The organism is Catellatospora tritici, assembly GCF_019083965.1.
Lineage (GTDB): Bacteria > Actinomycetota > Actinomycetes > Mycobacteriales > Micromonosporaceae > Catellatospora > Catellatospora tritici.
This window is the reverse complement of the sequence record NZ_JAHRCY010000012.1, coordinates 192,662-215,219: the sequence shown is the minus strand read 5'-3', so window position 1 is coordinate 215,219 and position 22,558 is coordinate 192,662. Positions and strand designations below refer to the sequence as shown.

22 protein-coding genes and 1 pseudogene are annotated in these 22,558 nt (G+C 69.7%); 14 read left to right on the top strand and 9 right to left on the bottom strand.

The genetic code is table 11. From position 1 onward, the window contains the following. Window positions 1-55: 55 nt before the first annotated feature. The gene (locus KUA19_RS26460; protein ID WP_308167657.1) at window positions 56-1,777 is read right to left on the bottom strand and encodes a protein kinase domain-containing protein; all 1,722 of its coding nucleotides are present in this window, start codon (window positions 1,775-1,777) and stop codon (window positions 56-58) included. Window positions 1,778-1,870: 93 nt separating this feature from the next. Continuing rightward, a complete protein-coding gene (locus KUA19_RS26455) occupies window positions 1,871-2,461 on the bottom strand; it encodes a helix-turn-helix domain-containing protein (protein ID WP_217400133.1) in 591 nt (196 codons plus the stop codon). 79 nt (window positions 2,462-2,540) lie between these two features. Between KUA19_RS26455 and KUA19_RS26450 the strand changes: the two genes are divergently transcribed. Beyond that, a complete protein-coding gene (locus KUA19_RS26450) occupies window positions 2,541-3,491 on the top strand; it encodes an NAD(P)/FAD-dependent oxidoreductase (RefSeq protein ID WP_254550134.1) in 951 nt (316 codons plus the stop codon). Here KUA19_RS26450 and KUA19_RS26445 read toward each other — a convergent pair. Further along, window positions 3,481-4,074, bottom strand: coding sequence for a TetR/AcrR family transcriptional regulator (locus KUA19_RS26445; protein ID WP_217400127.1), 594 nt, complete (start codon window positions 4,072-4,074; stop codon window positions 3,481-3,483). The two genes, KUA19_RS26450 and KUA19_RS26445, sit on opposite strands and share 11 nt — an antisense overlap. A 59-nt stretch (window positions 4,075-4,133) precedes the next feature. On the opposite strand from KUA19_RS26445, the pseudogene KUA19_RS43125 reads away from it, so the two are divergent. Next, window positions 4,134-4,682: pseudogene (locus KUA19_RS43125) on the top strand (GNAT family N-acetyltransferase); the annotation flags it as partial. A gap of 438 nt (window positions 4,683-5,120) precedes the next feature. On the opposite strand, the gene KUA19_RS26435 reads toward KUA19_RS43125, so the two are convergent. Beyond that, the gene (locus KUA19_RS26435; RefSeq protein WP_308167656.1) at window positions 5,121-6,173 is read right to left on the bottom strand and encodes a PHP domain-containing protein; all 1,053 of its coding nucleotides are present in this window, start codon (window positions 6,171-6,173) and stop codon (window positions 5,121-5,123) included. Between the two features lie 118 nt (window positions 6,174-6,291). Here KUA19_RS26435 and KUA19_RS26430 point away from each other — a divergent pair, with 118 nt between their 5' ends. Next, window positions 6,292-6,621 carry a DUF2795 domain-containing protein gene (locus KUA19_RS26430; RefSeq protein ID WP_217400123.1) on the top strand — a complete coding sequence of 110 codons (330 nt, stop codon included), beginning with the start codon at window positions 6,292-6,294 and terminating at the stop codon, window positions 6,619-6,621. Window positions 6,622-6,665: 44 nt separating this feature from the next. On the opposite strand, the gene KUA19_RS26425 is transcribed toward KUA19_RS26430, so the two are convergent. Beyond that, complete coding sequence (locus tag KUA19_RS26425) at window positions 6,666-7,346, bottom strand: DUF899 family protein (RefSeq protein WP_217400121.1); 681 nt, start codon at window positions 7,344-7,346, stop codon at window positions 6,666-6,668. A gap of 378 nt (window positions 7,347-7,724) precedes the next feature. Between KUA19_RS26425 and KUA19_RS26420 the strand changes: the two genes are divergently transcribed. The 4 genes from KUA19_RS26420 to KUA19_RS26405 are packed head-to-tail and all read left to right on the top strand — an operon-like array spanning window position 7,725 to window position 11,407. Next, window positions 7,725-8,756, top strand: a complete 1,032-nt coding sequence (locus KUA19_RS26420; protein ID WP_217400119.1) for a sulfate ABC transporter substrate-binding protein — start codon at window positions 7,725-7,727, stop codon at window positions 8,754-8,756. Continuing rightward, window positions 8,753-9,601 (top strand): sulfate ABC transporter permease subunit CysT, encoded by an 849-nt coding sequence (gene cysT, locus KUA19_RS26415; RefSeq protein WP_217400117.1) that lies wholly within the window; start codon window positions 8,753-8,755, stop codon window positions 9,599-9,601. Before KUA19_RS26420 ends, cysT begins: the two co-directional genes overlap by 4 nt. Further along, the gene (locus KUA19_RS26410; protein ID WP_308167655.1) at window positions 9,594-10,427 is read left to right on the top strand and encodes a sulfate ABC transporter permease; all 834 of its coding nucleotides are present in this window, start codon (window positions 9,594-9,596) and stop codon (window positions 10,425-10,427) included. The genes cysT and KUA19_RS26410 overlap by 8 nt, the downstream gene beginning before the upstream one ends. After that, entirely contained in the window at window positions 10,424-11,407 is a 984-nt protein-coding gene (locus KUA19_RS26405) for a sulfate/molybdate ABC transporter ATP-binding protein (RefSeq protein WP_217400115.1), read from the top strand. Before KUA19_RS26410 ends, KUA19_RS26405 begins: the two co-directional genes overlap by 4 nt. A 98-nt stretch (window positions 11,408-11,505) precedes the next feature. Here KUA19_RS26405 and KUA19_RS26400 read toward each other — a convergent pair whose 3' ends face one another. Further along, a complete protein-coding gene (locus tag KUA19_RS26400) occupies window positions 11,506-11,922 on the bottom strand; it encodes an RrF2 family transcriptional regulator (RefSeq protein WP_217400113.1) in 417 nt (138 codons plus the stop codon). 173 nt (window positions 11,923-12,095) lie between these two features. On the opposite strand from KUA19_RS26400, the gene KUA19_RS26395 reads away from it, so the two are divergent. From KUA19_RS26395 to KUA19_RS26380, 4 genes are all read left to right on the top strand, one after another. Next, window positions 12,096-13,604, top strand: a complete 1,509-nt coding sequence (locus KUA19_RS26395; RefSeq protein WP_217400110.1) for a sulfatase family protein — start codon at window positions 12,096-12,098, stop codon at window positions 13,602-13,604. A gap of 205 nt (window positions 13,605-13,809) precedes the next feature. Then, window positions 13,810-14,070 (top strand): hypothetical protein, encoded by a 261-nt coding sequence (locus KUA19_RS26390; protein WP_217400107.1) that lies wholly within the window; start codon window positions 13,810-13,812, stop codon window positions 14,068-14,070. A gap of 3 nt (window positions 14,071-14,073) precedes the next feature. After that, the gene (locus KUA19_RS26385) at window positions 14,074-15,105 is read left to right on the top strand and encodes a magnesium transporter CorA family protein (RefSeq protein WP_217400104.1); all 1,032 of its coding nucleotides are present in this window, start codon (window positions 14,074-14,076) and stop codon (window positions 15,103-15,105) included. A 137-nt stretch (window positions 15,106-15,242) separates the two neighbouring features. Beyond that, window positions 15,243-16,070 carry a peptidoglycan-binding domain-containing protein gene (locus tag KUA19_RS26380; protein WP_217400102.1) on the top strand — a complete coding sequence of 276 codons (828 nt, stop codon included), beginning with the start codon at window positions 15,243-15,245 and terminating at the stop codon, window positions 16,068-16,070. A 6-nt stretch (window positions 16,071-16,076) separates the two neighbouring features. Here KUA19_RS26380 and cutA read toward each other — a convergent pair whose 3' ends face one another. Both cutA and KUA19_RS45035 read right to left on the bottom strand, forming a co-directional pair. After that, on the bottom strand, window positions 16,077-16,406 hold the full coding sequence (gene cutA / locus KUA19_RS26375) for a divalent-cation tolerance protein CutA (RefSeq protein ID WP_217400099.1): 330 nt from the start codon (window positions 16,404-16,406) through the stop codon (window positions 16,077-16,079). 78 nt (window positions 16,407-16,484) lie between these two features. After that, window positions 16,485-16,607, bottom strand: coding sequence for a hypothetical protein (locus tag KUA19_RS45035; RefSeq protein ID WP_372451849.1), 123 nt, complete (start codon window positions 16,605-16,607; stop codon window positions 16,485-16,487). A gap of 68 nt (window positions 16,608-16,675) precedes the next feature. Between KUA19_RS45035 and KUA19_RS26365 the strand changes: the two genes are divergently transcribed. Further along, on the top strand, window positions 16,676-18,028 hold the full coding sequence (locus tag KUA19_RS26365; RefSeq protein WP_217400097.1) for an MFS transporter: 1,353 nt from the start codon (window positions 16,676-16,678) through the stop codon (window positions 18,026-18,028). Window positions 18,029-18,105: 77 nt separating this feature from the next. Then, complete coding sequence (locus KUA19_RS26360) at window positions 18,106-19,071, top strand: phosphotransferase enzyme family protein (protein ID WP_217400094.1); 966 nt, start codon at window positions 18,106-18,108, stop codon at window positions 19,069-19,071. Between the two features lie 203 nt (window positions 19,072-19,274). Here the strand turns inward: KUA19_RS26360 and KUA19_RS26355 are convergent, their stop codons facing one another. Next, on the bottom strand, window positions 19,275-20,543 hold the full coding sequence (locus KUA19_RS26355) for a pectate lyase (RefSeq protein WP_254550133.1): 1,269 nt from the start codon (window positions 20,541-20,543) through the stop codon (window positions 19,275-19,277). A gap of 495 nt (window positions 20,544-21,038) precedes the next feature. Here KUA19_RS26355 and KUA19_RS26350 point away from each other — a divergent pair, with 495 nt between their 5' ends. Then, a complete protein-coding gene (locus KUA19_RS26350) occupies window positions 21,039-22,496 on the top strand; it encodes an MDR family MFS transporter (RefSeq protein WP_308167654.1) in 1,458 nt (485 codons plus the stop codon). The last annotated feature ends 62 nt before the right edge of the window (window positions 22,497-22,558 follow it).

The following is a 22,558-nucleotide window of genomic DNA, read 5'->3' as shown; positions in this document are numbered from 1 at the left end:
AACCTTACCTGTCCTGTCGGATGTTCGGGTGGCGGTGCGGCGACCCGGAGCGTCGCTAGGTCGTCGGCGTCGTGACGCAGGCCCACTCGTTCTGCGCGGCCGGGGCGTAGACCGAGACGCCGACGGAGTTGCGCGCCCGGACCTTGAAGCACTTGTAGGTGCCGGGAGCCAGACCGGTCCAGTCGTAGGTCGTCGTGTCCGCGGCGACGGGCCTCGACTCGTTACCGTCGATCACGGTGAAGCCGTCCTCATCGGAGGAGCGGTCGAGCCACCGCAGGCGGATCGTGCCGGCGTCGACCGCGGTCGCCACCAGGTCGGTCGGCGCTGCCGGACCGGAGCCGTCCAGGCTGACCGCGCAGACCCAGTCGTCCTGCGCGGTTGGGTGGTAGGCCGAGACCCCGGAGGAGTCGAACGCCCGGACCTTGAAGCACGAGCGGCTGGCGGGAGCCAGACCGGTCCAGTCGAACGTGGTCACGTTCGCACCGACATTGCGCGACAGCATGCCGTCGATGATGGTGAAGCCGCCCTCACCCGACGAGCGGTCCTTCCATCGCAGCCGGATCGTGTCGGCGCTGATCGGCGTGGCCGTCAGCCCGGTCGGGGCGGTGAGCCCCGTGCTGGCGGCGCTCGGCCTGGGACTGGCGGGACTGGCGGGACTGGCACTCGACGCCGGATTCGCGGGGCTCGGACTCGCCCCGGGGCTGGTGGCGCCTTCGGCGGCCGCTGGGCTGGCGGCACCGGCGCTGGGGCTGGTGGTGAGGGTCTGCGGTGGAGTCTCGTCGGCGCGGTTGAGGACGATCGCGGCTACCGCGATGGCCGCCAGGACCAGGCCGACGGACGCGAACAGGAGCAGCCGCCGACGCCTGCGCCCGCTGGACCGTGCCGGGCGGCCGGTCGGCACCGGGGCCATGGCCTGGGGCCGGGTGGGCGCCGTCACCACGCCGGATCGGTACTGCGGCTGATCCGGTGCCGACAGGCGGCGTGCCGCGTCGGCGAGCACCTCGCCGGAGGACCAGCGCAGCGCCGGGTCCTTGGCCATCGCGCGTTCCACGACGGCCCGGACGTCGGCGGGCACCGCCGGCGGCAGCGGCGGCGGGTCGTCGTGGACGTGCCGCATCGCGATCTCAACCAGGCTCTCCCCGGCGAACGGCAGCTGACCGGTCAGGCACCGGTAGGCGACGACGCCGAGGGAGTAGATGTCGGACGCGGGCGTGGCCGGCTGGCCCATCGCCCGCTCCGGTGCCATGTATCCGGCGGTGCCGACGAGCAGCCCGGTCGTGGTGTGGCCGGTCGTGTCGGCGGATCGGGCGATGCCGAAGTCGGTGACCAGCGCGCTGCCGTTGGGCCGCAGCAGCAGGTTGCCGGGCTTGATGTCGCGGTGGGTCACCCCCTTCTCGTGGGCCGCGTGCAGGGCGTCGGCGGCCTCGGCGACCAGCCGCATCGTCGCCTGCGGGCTCAGCCGTCCGACCCGGGACAGGGTGTGCGCCAGCGATTCGCCTTCGATGAACTTCATCACCAGGTAGACGCCGGTGGCGGGGTCGTCGCCGAAGTCGTACACCTCCACGACGCCGGGGTGGCTGACCGTGGCCATGATGCGCGCCTCGGCCCGGAACTGGTCGACGAAGCTCGGCTCGTCCGACCCGGCCAGCAGGCACTTGACCGCGACGGTGCGACTGAGCACCCCGTCGAAGGCCCGCCAGACCTCACCCATGCCGCCGCTGCCGACGCGCTGTTCGAGCTGGTAGCGCCCCGCCAGCACCGTTCCCGCACGGACCACCGCGACCACCTTCGCAGGCCTGAACCCAGCTGTTCCCGACTCGCAGTAGGGTACGTCGCGGGCCGCCGTCCATTGAGGCGGGTCCCGGGCGCCTCAGGACTGTCTGGACCTGGGCTGGGCGCGCAGGTGCGCGCGTTCGCCCTGCCTGCCGAACAGGCTGAGGAACTCGACCGACTCGCGGTCGGCCGGGCCGAACCAGTGCGGCACCCGGGTGTCGAACTCGGCCGCCTCGCCCGGGGACAGCACCAGGTCGTGATCGCCGAGGATCAGCCGCAGCCGTCCGTTGAGGACGTACAGCCACTCGTAGCCCTCGTGGGTGCGCGGGTCGGGTTCGCCGGGCCGGTCGGCCGCCGACAGCACGATCTTGTATGCCTGGATGCCGCCCGCCCGCCTGGTCAGCGGCAGCATGGTCATGCCGTGGCGGGTCACCGGCCGCAGGTGGATGCGCGGGTCGCCGGTGGGTGGGGCGTCGACGAGCTCGTCGAGGGTCACCCCGTACGCCCGGGCCAGGGGCAGCAGTAGTTCCAGGGTGGGTTTGCGGGTGCCGGACTCCAGCCGGGACAGGGTGCTCACCGAGATGCCGGTCTCGGCGGACAGGTCGGTCAGGGTGATGTCGCGCTGACGGCGCAGCGCGCGCAGGCGGGTGCCGACCGCGTCGAGGGCCTGATCGAGATCGTGATCCATGTGCCCAGTTTGCCATGTTGGCAAGAGTGTTTGCGGATTCAGCCGGGCAGACCGCATCGTTGCCGCGGAGGTGGTCGTGATGACCGAGCTGGTGGACAGCTATGACGTGGTGGTGGTCGGCGGCGGCGCGGCCGGGCTCAGCGGGGCGCTGATGCTGGCCCGATCCCGCCGTTCGGTGGTGGTGCTCGACGCCGGGCAGCCCCGCAACGCCCCGGCCGAGGGCGTACACGGGCTGCTGGCCCGCGACGGCATGCCGCCCGCGGAGCTGCTGGCGCGCGGCCGGGCCGAGGTGCGCGGCTACGGCGGCCACGTGGTGTCCGGGGAGGTCACGGCTGCTGCTCGCGACGAGGACGGGTTCCGGGTCGCGCTGGCCGACGGGCGGACCGTCGGCGCGCGCCGCCTGCTGGTGGCCACCGGCCTGGTCGACGAGCTGCCGTCGGTGCCGGGGCTGCGGGAGCGGTGGGGCCGGGACGTGGTGCACTGCCCGTACTGCCACGGCTGGGAGGTCCGCGACCGGGCCATCGGGGTGCTGGCGAGCAGCCCGCTGGCGGTCCACCAGGCGCTGCTGTTCCGGCAGCTCAGCGCCGATGTCACCTACTTCGCGGGGGCGGTCCCGCCGACCGGCGAGCAGGCCGAGCAGCTGACCGCGCGCGGCATCGCGATCGTGCCGGGCGCGGTGGCGGCGGTCGAGACCGCCGCCGACCGGATCACGGGGGTACGGCTGGACGACGGCACCTTCATCCCCCGCGAGGTGCTCGCCGTGTCGACCCGGATGGTGGCCCGCGCCGAGTTGCCGGCGGCGTTCGGGCTGAGCGCCGTGGCGCACCCTTCCGGCATGGGCGAGCATGTCCCGGTCGCCGACCCGACCGGTCGCACCGAGGTGCCCGGCGTCTGGGTGGCGGGCAACCTCACCGACCTGTCCGCGCAGGTGGGTGCCGCCGCGGCCGCGGGTGCCCTGGCCGGGGCGGCGATCAACGCCGACCTGATCGCCGAGGAGACCCGCGCGGCGGTCGCGGCGCTCAGGGGCTGACCGCGAGGGCGGCCAGGAACCCGTCGGTCAGTTCGGTCTGCCGCGCGGCGGTGAACCGGTCCGGGTCGAACAGGGCCTGGACGACCAGCCCGTGCGTGAACGACAGGGCGGTCGCGGCGATCCGGTCCGGGTCGCCCTCCGGCAGCTGGCCGAGGTCCTGTGCCGCCACGACGCAGTCGCGCAGCACCTCCCGGATGCGTTCGTAGCGGGAGGTCTGCGCGGCGAACAGGTCCGGGTCGGACAGGGCCACGTCCCAGGAGCCGACCCAGATCCGGTTCATCGCCGCGCCGTCCGGGGTCAGCGGCAGGATGTTGAGCAGGTGGGTGCGCAGCTCGGGCAGGCCGGGCGCGGGCGGCGCGAGGCGGGGCCGGTGCGTGGTACGCGTCTCCAGGATGTCCAGGGCGTGTGCGATGAGTTCGCGCTTGCCGCTGAAGTAGTGGGTGACCAGCCCCGTCGAGGCGCCCATGGCGGTGGCCACCGCGCGCAGGGTGAGTCCGCCGAAACCGTGCTCGGCCAGCACCTGCCAGACCGCGGCGGAGACCGCTTCCCGGCGGGAGTCGTGGTCGGCGCGGGCGGGAGGCATGCGTGCTAGCGTACATACCAAACGTTTGTTATGCACCTGTACGCGCTCCGGAGGACCCGATGTTCGCGCTGCCCCTCACCGCCACCGCCCAGCTGCGCCCACTGGAGCCCTGGCACGCCGAGGAGTTCCTGGCCAACCTGGACCGGTGCCGTGACCACATCAAGCCCTGGGTCGGCGCGTCGTTCGTCGCCGAAGACCTGTCCCAGGCCCGCAACGTGCTGGAGCGGTACGCCGACCGGCGCACCCGCGACAACGGCGGGATCTGGGGCATCTGGGACTGCGACCGGCTCGTCGGCGGCGTCATGTTCGTCTCGCTCGACGCCAAGCAGGGCGTCTGCGAGGCGGGTTGCTGGCTGGAGCCGGGCGCCGAGGGCCAGGGCCTGGTGACCCGGGCCGCCGAACTGATCCTGGACTGGGCCATCGGTGAGCGCGGCATCCAGCGCGTCGAGTGGCACACCAAGGCGGGCAACGTACGCAGCATCGCCGTCGCCAAGCGGCTGGGCATGAGCCGCGACGCGGTGCTGCGCTCGACCGACCCGGACGGCTTGGGCGGCCGCACCGACAGCGAGATCTGGTCGGTGCTGGCCCACGAGTGGCAGGCCCGAAAGGCCGCTGCCGAGGGCGATCGGGCCGAGATCGACCGGCTCGTCGCGGCGTACTTCGACCTGTTCACCAACGCCGACGGCGTCGTGCCCGACGTCGCCGCGATCCACCACCTGTTCACGCCCGGCGGGCTGATCGCCAACGGCGGTCCCCGGCAGCGGGTCTGCGACCTGGACTCCTTCGCCGCCCCGCGCCAGGAGCTGCTCACCTCGGGCGAGCTGACCGGGTTCAGCGAGGAGGAGACCTGGTCGCAGACGGTGGTCTTCGGTGACGTGGCGCAGCGGCTCAGCCGCTACCGCAAGCGCGGGGTGCTGCGGGGCGAGCCGTTCACCGGCGGCGGCACGAAGAGCCTGCAGTTCCTGCGTACCCCCGAAGGCTGGCGGCTGACCGCGGTGAGCTGGGACGACGACCGCCCGCATGGTGCCGCCCGGTAGCCGCTCCAGTCAGCTGCCCCGGCTCCAGGCCAACAGCGTGGCCACGGGCCAGGTGTTGACGATCCGCTCGGCGGTGATGCCGCACCTGGCCGCCCGCTGGCAGCCGAAGGTGAGCCAGTCGAGCTGGACCGGGTAGTGCGCGTCGGAGTCGATGGCGAACAGGCATCCGGTCTCGGCGGCCAGCCGTAGCAGGGGCTCGGGCGGGTCGAGCCGGTCCGGCCGCGAGTTGATCTCCACGGCGACGCCGTGACGGGCACAGGCCTCGAACACGGCGGCGGCGTCGAAGGTGCTCTCCGGCCTCGTCTTGACCGTGGTCCGGCCGCTGTCGCGGCGCACGACCCGCCCGGTGCAGTGGCCGAGGATGTCGGTGTGCGGGTCGGCGATCGCGGCGAGCATGCGCGGGGTCAGCACCTCGGCGGGTGCGCGCAGGTGGCTGTGCACGCTGGCGACCACCACGTCGAGCCGGTCCAGCAACTCGGGGGCCTGGTCCAGGCTGCCGTCGGTGAGGATGTCCACCTCGATCCCGCTGAGCAGTCGGAACCCGTCACCCTGCTCGACGTTGTACGCGGCGACCACCCCGAGCTGCCGCGCCAGCCGCTGCGGGCTCAGCCCGTGGGCGATCGTCAGCCGGGGCGAGTGGTCGGTGAGCACCTGATACTCCCGGCCCAGCGCCCGTCCTGCGGCGGCCATGGCCTCGATGCTCGCGTTGCCGTCGCTCCAGTCGGAGTGGGTGTGGCAGTCGCCGCGCAGCCGCTCCAGCAGCCCCCGGGCGGCCGGTTCGAGGGGCACCTCCTGCTCGCGCAGCTTGACCAGGTATCCGGGCACGCCGCCCGCCAACGCCTCGGCGACGACCCCGGCCGTCACCGGCCCGAGTCCCGGCAGCTCGATCAGGGTGTCCGCGGCAACGCGGGCGGCGAGCTGCGCGTCGGTCAGCTCCCGCACCGTGGCCGCGGCCCGATGGAACGCGGCCACCCGATAACCGGCCCGGCCCAGCCGCTCCAGCTCGTCGGCGACGGCCCACAGGCACGCCGCCGCACGTTCGCCGCCCTCGTTCGCTGCCACCGCACACCTCCCGCCGACCGGTTACCCGGCCGTTGGCGAGGACAATCCGATCGCCGCTACCGTGGGACAGACGTGGCGAATCGGTTTATTCGGGGGTGGGGTGGGAACCCTACGAGCTATGACTCAGACACCGGATTACGGCGCTGGTCAGCGCACACGTGAACACGACGAACTCGATCCGCGCACCTGGGACGCCCCCGGCCGCAACGCCGTGGTCGGCGACGACGAGCGGGATCCCGACCGGCGCGAGCTGCGGGCACTGATCGGCCAGTACGTCTCGCTCGCGGGCTTCCCGGCCGACGGTCGGCGCCTGGCCCAGTACGCCGCCGACCAGGACGCGCCCGAGCCCGTCCTGGAGCAGTTGGGCACGCTGGAGCCGGACCGGTCGTTCGAGACCGCGCGCGATCTCTGGCTCGCCCTGGACCTCGAGGCCGAGACACGTTTCTGACGACAAGACCCGCTCGTTCCTGACGACCAAGACCCAAACGACGCCTAGTAGTCCAGGGCCGCGAACCAGTCGCCGCGGCCCTGGCGGGTCAGGTCGAGGATGTGCCACACCGGGCAGAGCAGGTCGATGCCCCGCTGGTCGATGTCCTCGGCCATCCGCGGGTGCGCCGAGTAGAAGTGGCGCATCGTCCCCTGGTCGTCGCGGGTGAACACCGACACCGTCGAGTCCTGGTTGCCGTCGGCGTCCTCGCTGTCGAAGTCGTACTTGAAGGTGCTCGATCCCGTGCTGAGCAGGCGCAGGTTCGTCCAGCCCCGGTGCCGCGCGTGCGCCCGCAGCGTGGGCGGGTCCGCGGCGGCCACCACGACCAGGTCCGCGTTCTGCGTGACGTGCCGGGCCACCCCGTTGAACCCGTCCAGCCACATGGTGCACATCGGGCACGGCTCGGTCTGCCGTTTGCCGAACATGAAGTGGTAGACGACCAGGTCACGGCCGGGGCGGGTGAACAGGTCGCGCAGCCGCACCGTCGTGACCGGTTCGTCACCCGCGCCCAGGTCCGCGGGCCCCTCCAGGAACTCGTAGTCGCGTACCACCGGTCCCGGTGGCAACTGCCGTCGCATCAGCGCCACTTGTTCCCGGTGGCGCATCAGCTCGATCTCGGCCAGCCGCAACTGTTCGCGCGCGTTGACCGGCTCGGTCGTCTCCCTGACGCTGTCGGCCTGCCGCATGGGTCACTCCCTGGGTGAGTGGACGTAATCCATCATCTCGCCCCGGGCCGCCTCGGTCGGCTCTTCGGCGAGGAGCGGATCCTCCGTTCGGTCGCGCATTCGGGGGCATATCGGAAAGCAAGGATGATCTCGACTGAGCGCCGAGCCAAAGTCTTGAAACCCTAGCGGTTTAGTGGGATATTCATGTCGTGGTCGAGCCGGACCGCGCCGCCATCCGGCGGTCGCGTTCGGATCGCGGCATCGGCGCTGCGTGAGGTACCTCGGTCGACCATCTGTACCTAGTCAGCTGCACCCCATTCATTGCAGATAAACCGACCGCGCCGGTGACCCGGCGAGGATCGGTGCGCTTCCGCGCGCCCCGAGGAGGACAGGTTCCGCATGAAGAACCGGATCAGAGCAACCGCCGCACTCGCCGTCGCCGCCGTCATGGCGCTGTCGGCGTGCGGTGGCAAGGACGACAACACCGGCACTCCGGCGTCCGACACCACCCTGCACATCGTCGGTTTCGCGGTTCCTGAGCAGGCCAACAAGGCGATCGCCGCGGCGTGGAACAAGACCGACGCGGGCAAGGGCGTCAAGTTCCAGACCTCCTACGGCGCCTCCGGCGACCAGAGCCGCGCCGTCGTCAACGGGCTGAAGGCCGACTACGTCCACTTCTCGGTCTCCAGCGACGTCACCCGCCTGGTCGACGCCGGTCTGGTGGAGAAGGACTGGAACGCTGGCCCGAACAAGGGCATCGTGTCCTCCTCGATCGTGGTGCTCGCGGTGCGTCCGGGCAACCCGAAGAACATCCAGGGCTGGGACGACCTGATCAAGCCGGGCATCGGCATCGTCACCCCGAACCCGGCCTCCTCGGGCTCGGCCCGATGGAACGCGCTGGCCGCGTGGGGCCACGTCACCGCCAACGGCGGCACCGACGCCCAGGCCACCGAGTTCCTGACCAAGCTGTTCGCCAACGTCGTGTCGCTGCCCGGCAGCGGCCGCGACGCCACCACCGCCTTCCTGGGCGGCACCGGTGATGTGCTGCTGGCCTACGAGAACGAGGTCGTCCTGGCCACCCAGGCGGGGGAGAAGTTCGACTGGGTCGTCCCGGCCACCACGATCCTGATCGAGAACCCGGGCGCGATCCTCAAGAACGCCGACCCGAAGGCGAAGGACTGGCTGAGCTACGTGCTCAGCAAGGACGGCCAGCGCCAGTTCGCGCTCAAGGGCTTCCGCCCGATCATCGAGGGCGTCGACACCAGCGGCATCCAGGGCGTCAAGGACCCGGCCAACCCGTTCCCGACCCCGGCGAAGCTGCTCACCGTCAGCAAGGACTTCGAGAGCTGGTCGGCGCTGTCGAAGAAGTTCTTCGACGAGAAGGAAGGCCTCATCGTCAAGATCATCGCGGCCTCGGGCAAGGCCAAGTGACGGCGACGGCCCTCACCACGGATCGGCCGGCGGTCTCCCGCCGGCCGATCCGGCATGGACGCCCCCTGACCTGGGTCTCCGGGGTCGGCTTCGGCGTCACCATGATGTGGTTCAGCCTGCTCGTGCTCATCCCGCTGGCCGCCGTCGTCGTCACCGCGACGACCGGCGGCTGGAGCGGTTTCTGGGACGCGATCACCAACGAGCAGACCCTGGCCGCCGTCGAGTTGACCGTCGGCACCGCGTTCGCGGTCACGGTGGTCAACGTCGTCATGGGCACCCTGATCGCCTGGGTGCTGGTCCGCGACCGGTTCTTCGGCAAGCGCGTGCTGGAGGTCCTGATCGACATCCCGTTCGCCCTGCCGACCATCGTCGCGGGTCTGGTGCTGCTGTCGCTGTACGGCCCGAACAGCCCGCTCGGCGTCAACATCGCCAACACCCGCACCGCCGTCTTCCTGGCGTTCCTGTTCGTCACGCTCCCGTTCGTCGTCCGCACGGTCCAGCCCGTGCTGGCCGAACTGGATCGCGACGTCGAGGAGGCGGCGATGTCGCTGGGGGCGAGCCGGTTCACCGTGTTCCGGCGGATCATCCTGCCCAGCCTGACGCCCGCCATCGCGGCGGGCGCCGCGCTGTCGTTCGCCCGAGGGGTCAGCGAGTACGGCTCCCTGGTGCTGCTGTCGGGCAACCTGCCGATGAAGACCGAGGTCACCTCGGTGCGCATCCTCAGCAGCATCGAGAACGACAATCTCGACAGCGCCGCGGCGGTCGCCACGATCCTGCTGGTGATCTCGTTCATCGTGCTGGTCGTCGTCGACACCCTGCAGCGGAGGCTGGTGCGCCGTGGCTGAACTGTCCCACCACCGCCCCCGGACCCGCCGCGGCCCGGTCGGCTACCTCATCCGCCTGCTCGTCATCGTGTACCTGTTCTTCCTGGTGGCGTGGCCGGTGTACCTGGTCGGCAAGAACACCTTCGCCGACGGCACGGAGAACCTGACCAGCCTGCTGGAAGATCCGGACATCATCCACGCGCTGACCCTGACCGTGCAGGTCGCGCTCATCGCCGTGGTGATCAACACGGTGTTCGGCGTGGGCATCTCCATCCTGCTGGTCCGCTACGCCCTGCCGGGCAAGCGCTGGCTCAGCCCACTGCTGGACCTGCCGCTGTCGGTCTCCCCGATCGTGGTCGGCCTGTCGCTGATGCTCGTCTACAACGGGCGCACCGGCTGGTTCGGGACGACCCTGGAGGACGCCGGTTTCCAGGTCATCTTCGCCACCCCGGGCATCGTGCTGGCCACGGTGTTCGTGGCGCTGCCACTGGTCATCCGCGAGGTCGTGCCCGTCCTCGAGGAGGTCGGCGAGGAGCAGGAGCAGGCCGCGCGCAGCCTCGGTGCCAACGCCGTGCAGACGTTCCTGCGCATCACCCTGCCGTCCATCAAGTGGGGTGTCATCTACGGCGTCGTGCTGAGCCTCGCCCGGTCGCTGGGTGAGTTCGGCGCGGTGAAGGTCGTCTCCGGCAACGTGCTCGGCGACACCCGTACCGCCACGCTGGTCGTGGAGGAGAAGTACCTCAACTTCGACAAGCCCGGCGCGTACGCCACCGCCTTCCTGCTCGCCCTCGTGGCGGTGGCCTGCATCATCGTCGTCTCCGCCCTCCGCCCTAAGGAAGACCGTTGAGCATCGAGATCACAGGAGTTTCCAAGCGTTTCGGGGACTTCGTCGCCCTCGACGACGTCTCCGTAAGCATCCCCTCCGGCGGGCTCACCGCCCTGCTGGGGCCCTCCGGCGGCGGCAAGTCGACGCTGCTGCGGATCATCGCGGGCCTCGAGACGGCCGACACCGGTCGGGTCGAGATCGAGGGCGTGGACGCGACCCGGCTGTCACCGCAGAAGCGCAACGTCGGTTTCGTGTTCCAGCACTACGCCGCGTTCAAGCACCTCTCGGTGGCACGTAACGTCGCGTTCGGCCTGGAGATCCGCAAGAAGCCCAAGCCCGAGATTCGCGAGCGGGTCGAGGAGCTGCTGAAGCTGGTCCACCTGTCGCAGTTCGCCGATCGGCTGCCCGCGCAGCTGTCCGGCGGCCAGCGCCAGCGCATGGCCCTGGCCCGAGCGCTGGCGGTGCAGCCCAGCGTGCTGCTGCTCGACGAGCCGTTCGGTGCCCTGGACGCCAAGGTGCGCAAGGAGCTGCGTGACTGGCTGCGCCGCCTGCACGACGAGGTCCACGTCACCACGGTCTTCGTCACGCACGACCAGGAGGAGGCGCTCGAGGTCGCCGACGAGATCGTCGTGATCAACGAGGGCCGCGTGGAGCAGGTCGGCTCGCCCGACGAGCTCTACGACCGCCCGGCCAACGATTTCGTCATGCGCTTCCTCGGTCCGGTCACCGAACTCGGCGACCGCCTGGTACGCCCGCACGACCTGCAGCTGCTCACCGACAGCACCGACCCCGGCGCGGTCTCCGGCCGGGTCAAGCGGATCACCCGGATCGGCTTCGAGATCCGGGTGGAGGTGGCGGTGGGGGAGCAGGATGTCACGGTGACCCTGACCCGAAACGAGTTCCTGGCGCTGGACCTGCAGGTCGGGTCCGAGGTCCAGGTGCGGGTCGCCCCCGAGGTCGGCGCGGTCCAGCACCGGTCACAGGCGGTCGGCGCGGTCTGAGTCGCGCGTAAGGCACAGGCCCGCGGGCCGGCGGTGGACGTTGGAGTCGCCCACCGACGAACCCGCGGGCCGCTTTCATCGCGGCCCGCCGACCAGCGTCAGCCGCCCGTTTCGGTGAGCCGTTCGAGCAGGTCGCGCAGGGTCGTGCCGTCCAGCATGCGGCCGGTCGCCGAGTGCAGCGACCGCCAGAACCGCGGCAGCGCCTGAGCCGCCCCCACATAGGTGATCGAGTTCGCCGGGCGGCCGCGGATGCTGCTCAGCTCGCCGCTGACCGCGCGCATGACGTCGCCGACGGAGATCCGCTCCGCCGACCGGGCCAAGGTGTAACCGCCGTCGTTGCCCGCCCGACTGATGAGGAGTTCGGCCCGGCGCAGGTCATACAGCAGCGGGGCCAGGTAGGTGGCCGGGATGTTCTGCCGGGCCGCGAGTTCGCCGGTGGTCACGTGCACGCCGCCGGCATCGGCGATGGCCAGCATCGCCTGCACCGCGTAGTCGTGTCTGGCCGTGATATGCACTGCCCCGCACATTCCTGTTCGGACGGTAGGAGGTATTCCTACTATTTCTATAGATTATATGGGTTGACTGAGGCGCGAGCAATGGCGTGAGCCGTATGTCAGGGGAATGTAATTAACATTTCGCCCGAAATATCTTCGTGATCGGCTAACAACCGACGATCAGCATCTTCGACATGCATCGATTTCGACGTCGGCTGATCGCCGGGCTGGCCGTGACGAGCCTGACCGCACTGGCCGCCTGGATCCCCACCCCCGCCTCCGGCACCGACCAGCCCGGTGAGGCCGCTCAGGCCGCCGCGGCCCCGCCCAACATCGTGCTCGTGCTCACCGACGACCTGGCCTGGAACCTGGTCCAGTACATGCCGCAGGTCCAGCGGCTGCAGCAGGACGGCGTGACGTTCACCAACTACACCGTCACCGACTCGCTGTGCTGCCCGTCCCGCTCGTCCATCTTCACCGGCGAGTTCCCACACGACACGGGCGTGTTCACCAACGGCGGCACCGACGGCGGGTTCGCGGTGTTCAAGGGCCGGGGCAACGAGAACCGCACCTTCGCCACCGCGCTGCAGGGCCAGGGCTACGCGACCGCGATGATGGGCAAGTACCTCAACGGCTACCTGCCCGGCGACACCCAGGGCGGCAGTTTGCCGTACGTGCCACCGGGCTGGTCGGACTGGCGCGTGGCCGGCAACGGCTACCCGGAGTACGACTACGACCTCAACGAGAACCACACCGTCGTCCACTACGGCAGCTCGCCCGCCGATTACCTCACCGACGTGGTGTCCGGCAAAGGCCGCGCGTTCATCCGCGACTCGGTCGCGGCGGGCAAGCCGTTCCTGCTGGAGATCGCGACGTTCGCCCCGCACGGACCGTTCACCCCGGCGGACGAGGACCTGAACGACTTCCCGGGGCTGACCGCGCCGCGCACCCCCGCCTTCAACAAGCTGCCCGCCAACGCGCCGTCGTGGCTGGCCGGCAACGGGCCGCTGACCACCGCCGAGAAGACGAACATCGACACCAACTTCCGCAAGCGAGCCCAGGCCGTGCAGGCCGTCGACCGGCTCATCCGCGACCTGCGCACGCAGTTGACCGCCAGCGGTGTCGCCGACAACACCTACCTGGTGTTCACCTCCGACAACGGTTTCCACATGGGCGAGTACCGGCTCACCCAGGGCAAGATGACGGCGTTCGACACCGACATCCGGGTGCCGCTGGTCGTCATCGGCCCCGGTGTCGCTCCAGGCAGCACCCGGCCCGAGATCGTGCAGAACATCGACCTGGCGCCGACGTTCCAGCGCATCGGCTTGGCCGCTGTCGACCCGAACATCAACGGCCGCAGCCTGCTGCCACTGCTCAACGGCGAACCGGCCACGGGCTGGCGCACCGCGTCGCTGATCGAACACCACGGCCCGAACACGGCTGCCGACGACCCCGACGCGCAGTTGGCACGGGCGGGCAACCCGACCACCTACTCCGCGCTGCGGACGGCGACCTACACCTACGTCGAGTACTCCAACGGCGAGCGGGAGTACTACGACCGGGTGGCTGACCCGTACCAGCTGAACAACATCGCGGGCACGCTCACCGCGGCCCGCCTCGCGGCCCTGCACACGGCGCTGGACGCGCTGGTGAACTGCCACAACCAGAACGCCTGCTGGACCGCCGGGCACGTGACGGCCTGACCGCCGACCGACCGAGGACCGCCCGCGGTAGCCGAGTGCCGCGGCGGTCCGATCAATACGGGCAGCGGAGATAAGTAATCCGGATAGGTGAGAGGATGGATAAGTAATGACATGAGCGATTGCTCCCTCGGTCCGGCGAGGCGTACGCGACGGACGGCACCGGTCCGGAGCCGGCGGGGCGGCGCGGATGGAAGGACGTGGGGTCATGCCGGAATCGGTCGAACTGATCCTCAGGTTCCATCCAGTCGGAGGTGAGGACATAACGGTGCTCAGTCACGACTTCGTCAGCGAGCAGGAGGCGGTGAACGCGATCGCCGCGTCGATCGACGAACGCCGGAGTCTGGTGTTGACCCAGGCCAGGTTCGATCGCGAGTCGCAGGTCGCCGGTGTGGTGATCAATTCTGCCAACATCGTTTCCGCTCGTGTGGGCAGGACCGACAGCGCCGCCAGCGGACAGTACCTGTAGCCGATGACACCGGACGGCTCCGCGGGTGCGGGCGGCAGCCCGTCCGTGGGGATGAGCGCGCACACCCAGACCCGGCTCTACCGCGACGGCACATGTGTGCTGCGCGACTTCCCCATCACCGACATCTCCGCGTATCTGATGGATCCGGCCGCGGTGGTTTGGCTGGACCTGTGTCGGCCGACTCCGGCCGACTTCCACCTGCTGGAGCGGGCATGCGGGCTGCACGAGCTGGCGGTCGAGGACGCGTTGCAGGAGTCGGAGCGGCCGAAGCTCGACCGCTACGCCTCGCACCTGTTCCTCAGCGCCTACGCGGTCGCGCTCGACCGTGAGGCGACGACGCTGGCGGTAAGCGAGATCGCGGTGTTCGTCACCGAGCGGGCACTGATCACCGTCCGCAAGGACGACGGGTTCGACATGGCACCGGTCCTGGCCCGCTGGGACACCGCGGCCGACCTGGGCCGGCACGGCGTCTCGTTCCTGCTGCACGGGCTGCTCGACCACCTCGTCGACGGCCACTTCCTGGCCGTGCAGCAGCTCGACGACGGCATCGAGAGCCTGGAGGAGCTGCTGTTCGACGAGCGCCGCGCGCAGATCCGGACGGTGCAGCGACGCTCGTTCCAGCTACGCCGGAACCTGGTCGTCCTGCGGCGGGTGGTGCTGCCGATGCGGGAGGTGCTCAACACGCTGATGCGTCGGGACCTGCACGTCGTCGACGCGGCGATGGCACCGTACTACCAGGATGTCTACGACCACGTCCTGCGAGTGACGGAATGGACGGAGTCCCTGCGGGACCTGGCCGCCACGACGGCGGAGACCAATCTGACCATCCAGGCCAACCGCATGAACATGATCATGAAGAAGGTGACCAGCTGGGCCGCGATCATCGCCGTCCCGACCGCGATCACCGGTTTCTACGGCCAGAACCTGCCCTACCCGGGCTACGGCACCCACTGGGGGGTGCTGGTCTCCACCGCCCTCATCGCGGCGTTGTCGGCCCTGCTCTACACGGTCTTCAAGCGCAACGACTGGCTGTGACCGCGCGGCCGCGCAGCCACGCGTATGGCGAGCTGTAGTGACCTTGTACCGCCCGTGTAGCACCCCGGTCTACCTTCATCCCGACATCGACACAGGTGAGTCCGAAGCTCGGGCTTGCCTCGCTGTGGGGAGGCCGGATGACCACGAGGAGACGCCTGGCGACGGTGGGGCTGGTGTGCGCCCTGGCTGCCGGAACGTGGGCGGCACCGGTCCTGGCCGCGCTGCCCACGGTCGACATGGAGGCGGTCGTCAAGGCCGCGCAGATCGACCCGCGACGGGCCGACACGGCCATCACGCCGGGCAGCAAGGACAGCGTGCTGCTGGTGGAGCGGGCGCTGCGGGACCTGGGCCTGCTCGCGGCGACCTACGTCGACGGGCATTTCGGCACCAAGACGATCGACGCGTACGCCGCCTACCAGCGGTCGCTGGGCTACACCGGACTCGACGCGACCGGTCTGCCCGGACCCACCTCACTGCGGCTGCTCGGCGACCAGCGGTACACCGTCATCAAGTCCATCTCGCCCGGGGCGCGTTCGACGTTTCGGGGTGTGCCCGTGAACGCCCGCACCAAGGCGATGGTGCTGGAGGCCGAGCGGCTGCTCGGGTTCCAGTTGGCGTTCGACCAGGGTTCGTACAGTCCGGGTAACGATCCGACGTCGGCGGGCACCCACGACGGCGGCGGGGCACTGGACATCTCGGTCAGCGGCATGTCGGCGACGCAGCGGACCACCGTGGCCCGGCGGCTACGGCAGGTCGGGTTCGCGGCCTGGGTGCGTACGCCCGCCCAGGGCGACTGGCCGTACCACATCCACGCGATCGCGCTGGCCGACACCGACCTGTCGACCCCGGCCCGCAACCAGGCCGGTGACTACTACCTGGGCCTCAACGGGCTGGCCAACAAGGCTCCTGACGACGGTCCGGTGGTCGAGCCGAAGCTGACCTGGGAGGAGTACCAGCGCGCCTGACGGGCGTCAGCCCGCACTGACCTCACCGGCCACCCACGCGAGGTATGCGGGGTGGCCGGTCGTCACGTCGGTGCACAGGATCTCGGGCACGTCATAGGAGTGGTTGTCCCTGATGATGGCCTCCAGCCGGGGGTACGCGGCGGCGGTGGTCTTGAAGGTGATCCGCCATTCCTCCGCCGACTCCACGGCGCCCTGCCACCGGTAGGTGCTCCTGATCGGCCCGTCGACCTGGGCACACGCGGCGGCCCGAGCCTCGACGGTGACGGTGGCCAGCACGTCCGCGGCCGCGCGCGAGTCGACGGTCGTGACGACCTGAACAACCTGTCCTGCGGTCACAACTCCTCCAAACCGGCCACCTTGCTCGCGACGCTACCTCGTGGGTTCGTGTCACAGCAGCCGTCAGCGCAGGTGGCCTCAGCCCGTCCCGGCCGAAGCGCCGAGGCGGGAGCGCAGCAGGCGTCGCCGAGCCAGGCCGCGGCCTTCCTCGACCGCGCCGGCGGCGATGACCAGGGCCGCACCGTGCACCAGCAGTAACACTCAGGGCCGGTCCTCTCGGAGGGTAAATGGCGCGACAACCGTCATACCGCCCCTCCAGAATCCCTCAGGTGACGCTCTCAGCCCTCCTTGGCCGTGCCCGCCCGCCGTCGCCGCTGGCCGGCCGCCTGTCCGTGCAGTCGCTGCTCTTCGCGCTCGGCCAGGGCACGTTCATGACCGGATCGGCGGTGTTCTTCACCAAGATCGTCGGGCTGACCGCTGCCCAGGTCGGCCTCGGCCTGACGCTCGCCGGCATCGCCGCCTTCCTTGCCGCCGTGCCGATGGGCAAGCTGGTCGACCGCTTCGGGCCGAAGAAGATGTGGGCGGTCAGCGCCGCCGGGCAGGCGGCGATGTTCGCGGTCTGGCCGGTCATCACCGATTTCAAGGGCTACGTCGCCATGGCCGTCTGCATGGAGGTGATCGGTGCCCTCGGCGGCGCCGCGTACGGGGCATACACGATCGATGTGCTGCCACCAGACGAGCGGGTGAAGTCACGTGCTTACATGTACTCCGCGCTGAACCTCGGCTTCACGCTTGGCTCAGTGATGGGTGGTATCGCGCTCGCGTTCCACTCCAACGACGTGCTGCACGCACTGCCCTGGTTCACCGCCGCGGCCTTCCTGGTCAATGCGGCCGCGGTCACCCGGCTGCCACGGGCTTCGCACGACGAACGCAGCCCGGCAGAGCGCAAGGTGCGCATCCCCGGACCGGGCCCGCTGCACAACCCTGGTTGGCTGCTCACCACATTCTTCGGCGGGGTGTTCTGGACCAACCAGGTGCTGCTCAACGTCGTCATTCCGCTCTGGCTGGTCGAGCGGACCGACGCCCCGCGCGTGGTGCTGGCCTTCCTGTTCGCCACCAACACGGTGATGTGCATTTTCCTGCCGATGGTCACCTCCCGCGGCGTCAGGGACTTGCCGACCGCGCTCAAGGCGATTCGGTTGTCCTCCACCTTCTTCGTACTGTCCTGCCTGATCACGCTCGCGACGCACGACACTGTCGGCTGGGTGACGATCTTCCTGGTCTGGCTGGGCCACGTCACGGTGACGGGGGCCGAGCTCTACCTCTCGGCGGCGAGCTGGTCCTTCGAAGCCGAGCTGATGGACCCGCGCCAGCGCGGCGCCTACCAGGGCGCGGCCGAACTGAGTGGCACCCTCGGTAAGGTCTGGGCGCCGGCGGTGTACACCTTTCTCGCGTTGAACTGGGGCGCTGCCGGCTGGCTGGTGATCGCCGGCATCATCCTGGTGGCCACTATCGGCATCCACCCGTCGACCCGGCTGGCTCGACGGTTCCTCGAGCGGCACGTCCCCGCGGACGTGCTGGCCGACGCTCGCGCCTCCGGCAGCGATGCCGAAGAAGGGACCGATACGTCGTCGCTCCGCCAGGCCGACGTGTCGCTGCCGGAGTCCGTCGGCAGCCGCTAGACAGCCGTAGGCCGGTAGAGGCTCGTCGGGCGAAAATCTGTTGCCAGCCGTACGGCGAGCCTGCGACGCTCGCGGCCATGATCGACAAGCCTGGCATAGATGAGTTTTCGCTGGCGGCCGAGGTGGCCGCCACCTGGGCCGTGGACGTCGCCGATCTCGTGTTCCTGCCGGTCGGGCTGGACGGCCAGGCCTGGGCGTACCGGATCGACGCATCCGACGGTGAGCGCTACTTCCTCAAGCTGCGTCGCGGGGACTTCGCGCCGGCAGCCGTGCTGTTGCCAGGCTTTCTCAGGGCGCAGGGGGTCACGCAGGTGGTGGCGCCGATCGACCCGCCGGCCGGCGGGACGGGTCACGCGTTCGGCGACTACCGGCTGCTGCTCTACCCGTTCCATGATGGTGGCAGTCTGTGGAGCCGCGGCCTCACCGACCGCCAGTGGATCGAATATGGCGAGTTCCTGGGTCGGCTGCACGCGGTCTCGCCGAGTGCCGAGGTCGCCGCCGTCCTGCCCACCGAGACCTTCCAGTCGAGCGCGGGCGAGCGGTTGCGGATGCTCAGTGCACAAGCGGCGGCGAGCGAGATCCTCGGCGCATTCTGGCAGCGGTACGGTGCCGATCTGCGCCGGTTGTCGGACACGGTCGACGACCTCGCCTCCCGCGTGACGGCAGGTCAGCACGTCATCTGCCACGCCGACATCCACCCCGCCAACATGCTCGCCGACGGCGACGGCCCGCTCCATGTCGTGGACTGGGACGCGCCGATCCTGGCCCCGCGCGAGCGGGACCTGATGTTCGTCTACAGCCAGGACTTCGGCGAGCACCCGATCAACGCGCACCGGGCCGCGCTCTTTCGTCAGGGCTACGGGCCTCTGGAACCGGACCAGGCCATGCTCAGCTACTACCGCAGCGAGCGGCACCTCGACGAAGTCGCCGAATTCCTGCGCAGCATCCTCAACCCTGCCGCCAGTCCCGAATCCCGAGCCAACGACCTGCACTGGCTGACCCGAGTCGCCGAGGCGGTCACCGACCGCAGCCACGCCGCGTGAAGGTGTGCCCAGGCGGAGGGGCGCGCGTATGCGCATCATCTTCGACTACGGCGCTAACCAGCGGCAGATCACCTCGCCAAACAGATGGCATGGTCACGCCGCCGTACCGGTGATCGACAAGACGCCGCACGCGCAATGCACTGAAAGGGGCGCCCGCTGGTCGGTGGGCGCCCCTTTGGCGCGTGCTGGGTCAGGCGTGCCGCCTATCCGTAGGTGATGTCGCTCTCCCTGACCTCGCAGTTGCTGTCGTTCCAGCCTTCGCCGAGGTAGGTCGGCTCGCTGCCCTTCGGCACGCCGTTGTACTTGCCGCACACGACGGCGCTGGAGCTGTTGAGCAGCCTGACCCGCGTGATGGTCGCGGTGTCGCCCCAGTTGACATTGATCCCGGCGACCATGTCGATGTCGTCCAGGATGACGTTGTCAATCTTGACGTGACGCTGGTACGAACTGGAGCAGTTGCCGCAGGCGCGGTAGAGCTTGCCGGCGCCCTTCAGGTAGAAGCCGCTGATGCTCACGGTGCCGTTGCCGTTGTGTTGGAACACCTTGTCGCTGCCCGACCGGGCGCCGCCGCCGATGACGTACGACGTGCCGTTGCCGGTGCCCTTGAAGGTGGCGGCGTCCTCGCCGATGTCGTTCCACCACACGTTCCTGAGCGTGCAGGTGCCCTCGCAGTGCACGCCGTCGCCGGCGGGCGAGCCGAGAATGACGTTCTGCAGCGTGGCGCCGTTGGCCAGCTTGAACATCGGGTCCTGGCTCTCGCCCTGGCCGCCGTCGCCCATGCAGCAGTAGGTCTTCATGCCGCCGTCGAAGGTGCCGGAGACGCTGACCGTGCCGGAGATGCTCACCGAGCCGGCCGACGTCGGCCAGGTGGTGCTCGGGCCGCCGGTGCCGCCGGTCGGGGTAGGCGTCGGGTTGCCGCCGCTGCCCGCCTTGACGAGGCGGAACTGCTGGTTGGTGCCGTTGAGGTCCTGGAACTGCGAGATGCGGGCGCCGTCGGCCGACGACCACTCCCACACATCGAGCGCCTTACCGCTGTTGCGGTTCTTGAACCGGACCACGTTGTTGCCGTTGTCCAGTAGCGAGAACTGCTGGTAGTAGGCGGTGCTGCCGGCGCCGGAGTTCATCTGGACGGTCGCGCCGTCGGCGGTGCTGCCGCCGGCGATCTCGATGACCTTGCCGCTTGCCTTCGACTTGAGGCGGTAGTAGCCGCTGCCCATGTCGAGGAACTGGAACTGCTGGTTGGACGCCGCGCTGTCCGGCGTGCGCTGGACGACCGTGCCGTTGCTGCCTTCGATCGCCTTGCCGCTGAACACGTTGACCAGCTGGTAGTAGGCGCTGAGGTCGATGGTGGCGGCCGACGCCGGCATCGTCGAGGCCAGGGCGACGCCGCCGACGACGGTCGCGACCGTGGTGATCGCGAGTGCCAGGCGCAGGCGGGGCCGCCGCGTCCGGGCGGATGGGGACGGTTGCATGGGTTCCTCCGTAGGGTCCGCCAATGATCCGATTTGGCGGTGAGGACGAGGGAGCGGGTCGGGTACGGTGCGTAATCGGGTAAGCGCTTACCAAGCCGTACGGTATGGCATCCACTCGGGACGGTCAATAGGTCACCCTCGATTCTGGGAGCGTTCCCGGAGATTTGGCATTCACTTCGCCCCTGGCTGATGGCGCCGAGGGCGCGTCGGCTGCTGACGTGGCATTGAGTGAGGGGCGGCAAACTCGAGGTTGACGAGCCTCGATACGGTTACTTTTAGTGATGTTTACCGTGATGCCGGCACGCCCTTCGGCGACCTCGGCGAGCCGGTTCGGCTGCCAGGCGAAAACGGGATGACGTCTGACGGAACATGTCGCAGTGTGAGTCACTGCGACGCGTTTTGTCGGTGGCGTCGGTCAGGCTAGGCATCACCGCGACCGCCGGTAAGACCACCGACCCTGATCACCCGCTCCGTCACGACTCCGATCGAGGTACCGTGCCCAGCCAACTGCTCGACTCGCCCGCCAAGTCCGCGACCAAGACCTCAGGTCGCACCCCGCCCGTGATCCGGCTGCTCGTGCTGGCCACGTTCATCGTGATTCTCAATGAGACGATCATGATCAACGCGATCCCGAACCTGATGGACGCGTTGAAGATCACGGAGCAGACCGCGCAATGGCTCTCGACCGCCTTCATGCTGACCATGGCGGCGGTCATCCCGATCACCGGGTGGTTCCTGCAACGGGTGTCCACCCGCGGCGCCTACGCCACGGCGATGGGCTTGTTCCTGCTCGGCACCGCATCGGCCATCGTCGCGCCGAGCTTTGAAATGCTCCTCGGCGCCCGCATCATCCAGGCGTCAGGCACGGCGGTGATGATGCCGCTGCTGATGACCACACTGATGCATGTGGTGCCCGAATACGACCGGGGCAAGGTGATGGGCAACGTCACCCTGGCCATCTCGGTCGCGCCCGCGATGGGCCCGGCGCTATCCGGAGTCATCCTCGACTTCGGGTCGTGGCGCCTGCTGTTCGCCGTCGTACTTCCCATCGCCGCACTGATCACCTGGGGCGGCGTCAAGCAGCTCAAGAACGTCGGCGAGCCCGAGACCGGCACCATCGACTGGTTCAGCGTGGGGTTGGCCGCACTCGGCTTCGGCGGCCTCGTCTACGGGCTGAGCCGGTTCCAGGGCGCCGACATCGGTCTGGCCGCCGGAATCGTCGTGGCCGGCCTGGTCGCCATCGCCGTCTTCGTCCTCCGCCAGCTGTCACTGCAGAACCTCGGCTCGCCGCTCATGGACCTGCGGACGCTCAAGCACCGCACCTATACGATCGCGCTCGTCCTGATGTCGGTCGCCTTCATGGCGATGCTCGGCTCAATGATCTTGCTGCCGCTCTACCTGCAGAACATCCGCGGGCTCAGCGCCCTGCAGGCCGGGCTGCTCGTGATGCCCGGCAGCCTCGCCATGGGTCTGCTCGGACCGACGGTAGGCCGCCTGTTCGACAGGTTCGGTGGCCGGGTCCTCGTCATTCCCGGCGCGATCGCGATCACACTCGCGCTCGCCGGTTTCACCCAGGTCTCGATGACCATGCCGTACTGGCAGCTCCTCGGCCTGCACACGCTGCTGATGGTGGGTCTGGCCGCGACCTTCACCCCGGTCTTCACCCTGGGGCTCGGCGCCGTTCCGCCGCCCCTCTACGCCCACGGCAGCTCCATCCTGGGCACGCTGCAGCAGGTGGCAGCGGCCTTCGGCACCGCGCTCGTGGTCACGGTGATGAGTGCGCGAGCCGACTTGCTGAAGGAGGAGGGCGTCGCCGCCGCGGCCGCGAGCCTCGACGGCATGCGGCTGGCGTTCATCGTCGGGGCGGTCCTGTCCGTCGCAGTGATCATCACTGCTCTGCTGCTGCCCGCCAGGGCGGACAGCACTGCCGAGGGCGCGGGACACGGCCATTGAGGTCGCATCACCGCGCGGGCGCTTCGCCGTTGAGGACCTCCGCGTCGACCCGACGACCTGCA

Coding starts and splice junctions, on each gene's coding strand:
- KUA19_RS26455 (WP_217400133.1), bottom strand. CDS start 2,461: ATGGATCACGATCTCGATCAGGCCCTCGACGCGGTCGGCACCCGCCTG.
- KUA19_RS26450 (WP_254550134.1), top strand. CDS start 2,541: ATGACCGAGCTGGTGGACAGCTATGACGTGGTGGTGGTCGGCGGCGGC.
- KUA19_RS26380 (WP_217400102.1), top strand. CDS start 15,243: ATGACCACGAGGAGACGCCTGGCGACGGTGGGGCTGGTGTGCGCCCTG.
- KUA19_RS26390 (WP_217400107.1), top strand. CDS start 13,810: ATGCCGGAATCGGTCGAACTGATCCTCAGGTTCCATCCAGTCGGAGGT.
- KUA19_RS26420 (WP_217400119.1), top strand. CDS start 7,725: ATGAAGAACCGGATCAGAGCAACCGCCGCACTCGCCGTCGCCGCCGTC.
- KUA19_RS26425 (WP_217400121.1), bottom strand. CDS start 7,346: ATGCGGCAGGCCGACAGCGTCAGGGAGACGACCGAGCCGGTCAACGCG.
- KUA19_RS26445 (WP_217400127.1), bottom strand. CDS start 4,074: ATGCCTCCCGCCCGCGCCGACCACGACTCCCGCCGGGAAGCGGTCTCC.
- KUA19_RS26360 (WP_217400094.1), top strand. CDS start 18,106: ATGATCGACAAGCCTGGCATAGATGAGTTTTCGCTGGCGGCCGAGGTG.
- KUA19_RS26355 (WP_254550133.1), bottom strand. CDS start 20,543: ATGCAACCGTCCCCATCCGCCCGGACGCGGCGGCCCCGCCTGCGCCTG.
- KUA19_RS26385 (WP_217400104.1), top strand. CDS start 14,074: ATGACACCGGACGGCTCCGCGGGTGCGGGCGGCAGCCCGTCCGTGGGG.
- KUA19_RS26430 (WP_217400123.1), top strand. CDS start 6,292: ATGACTCAGACACCGGATTACGGCGCTGGTCAGCGCACACGTGAACAC.
- KUA19_RS26395 (WP_217400110.1), top strand. CDS start 12,096: ATGCATCGATTTCGACGTCGGCTGATCGCCGGGCTGGCCGTGACGAGC.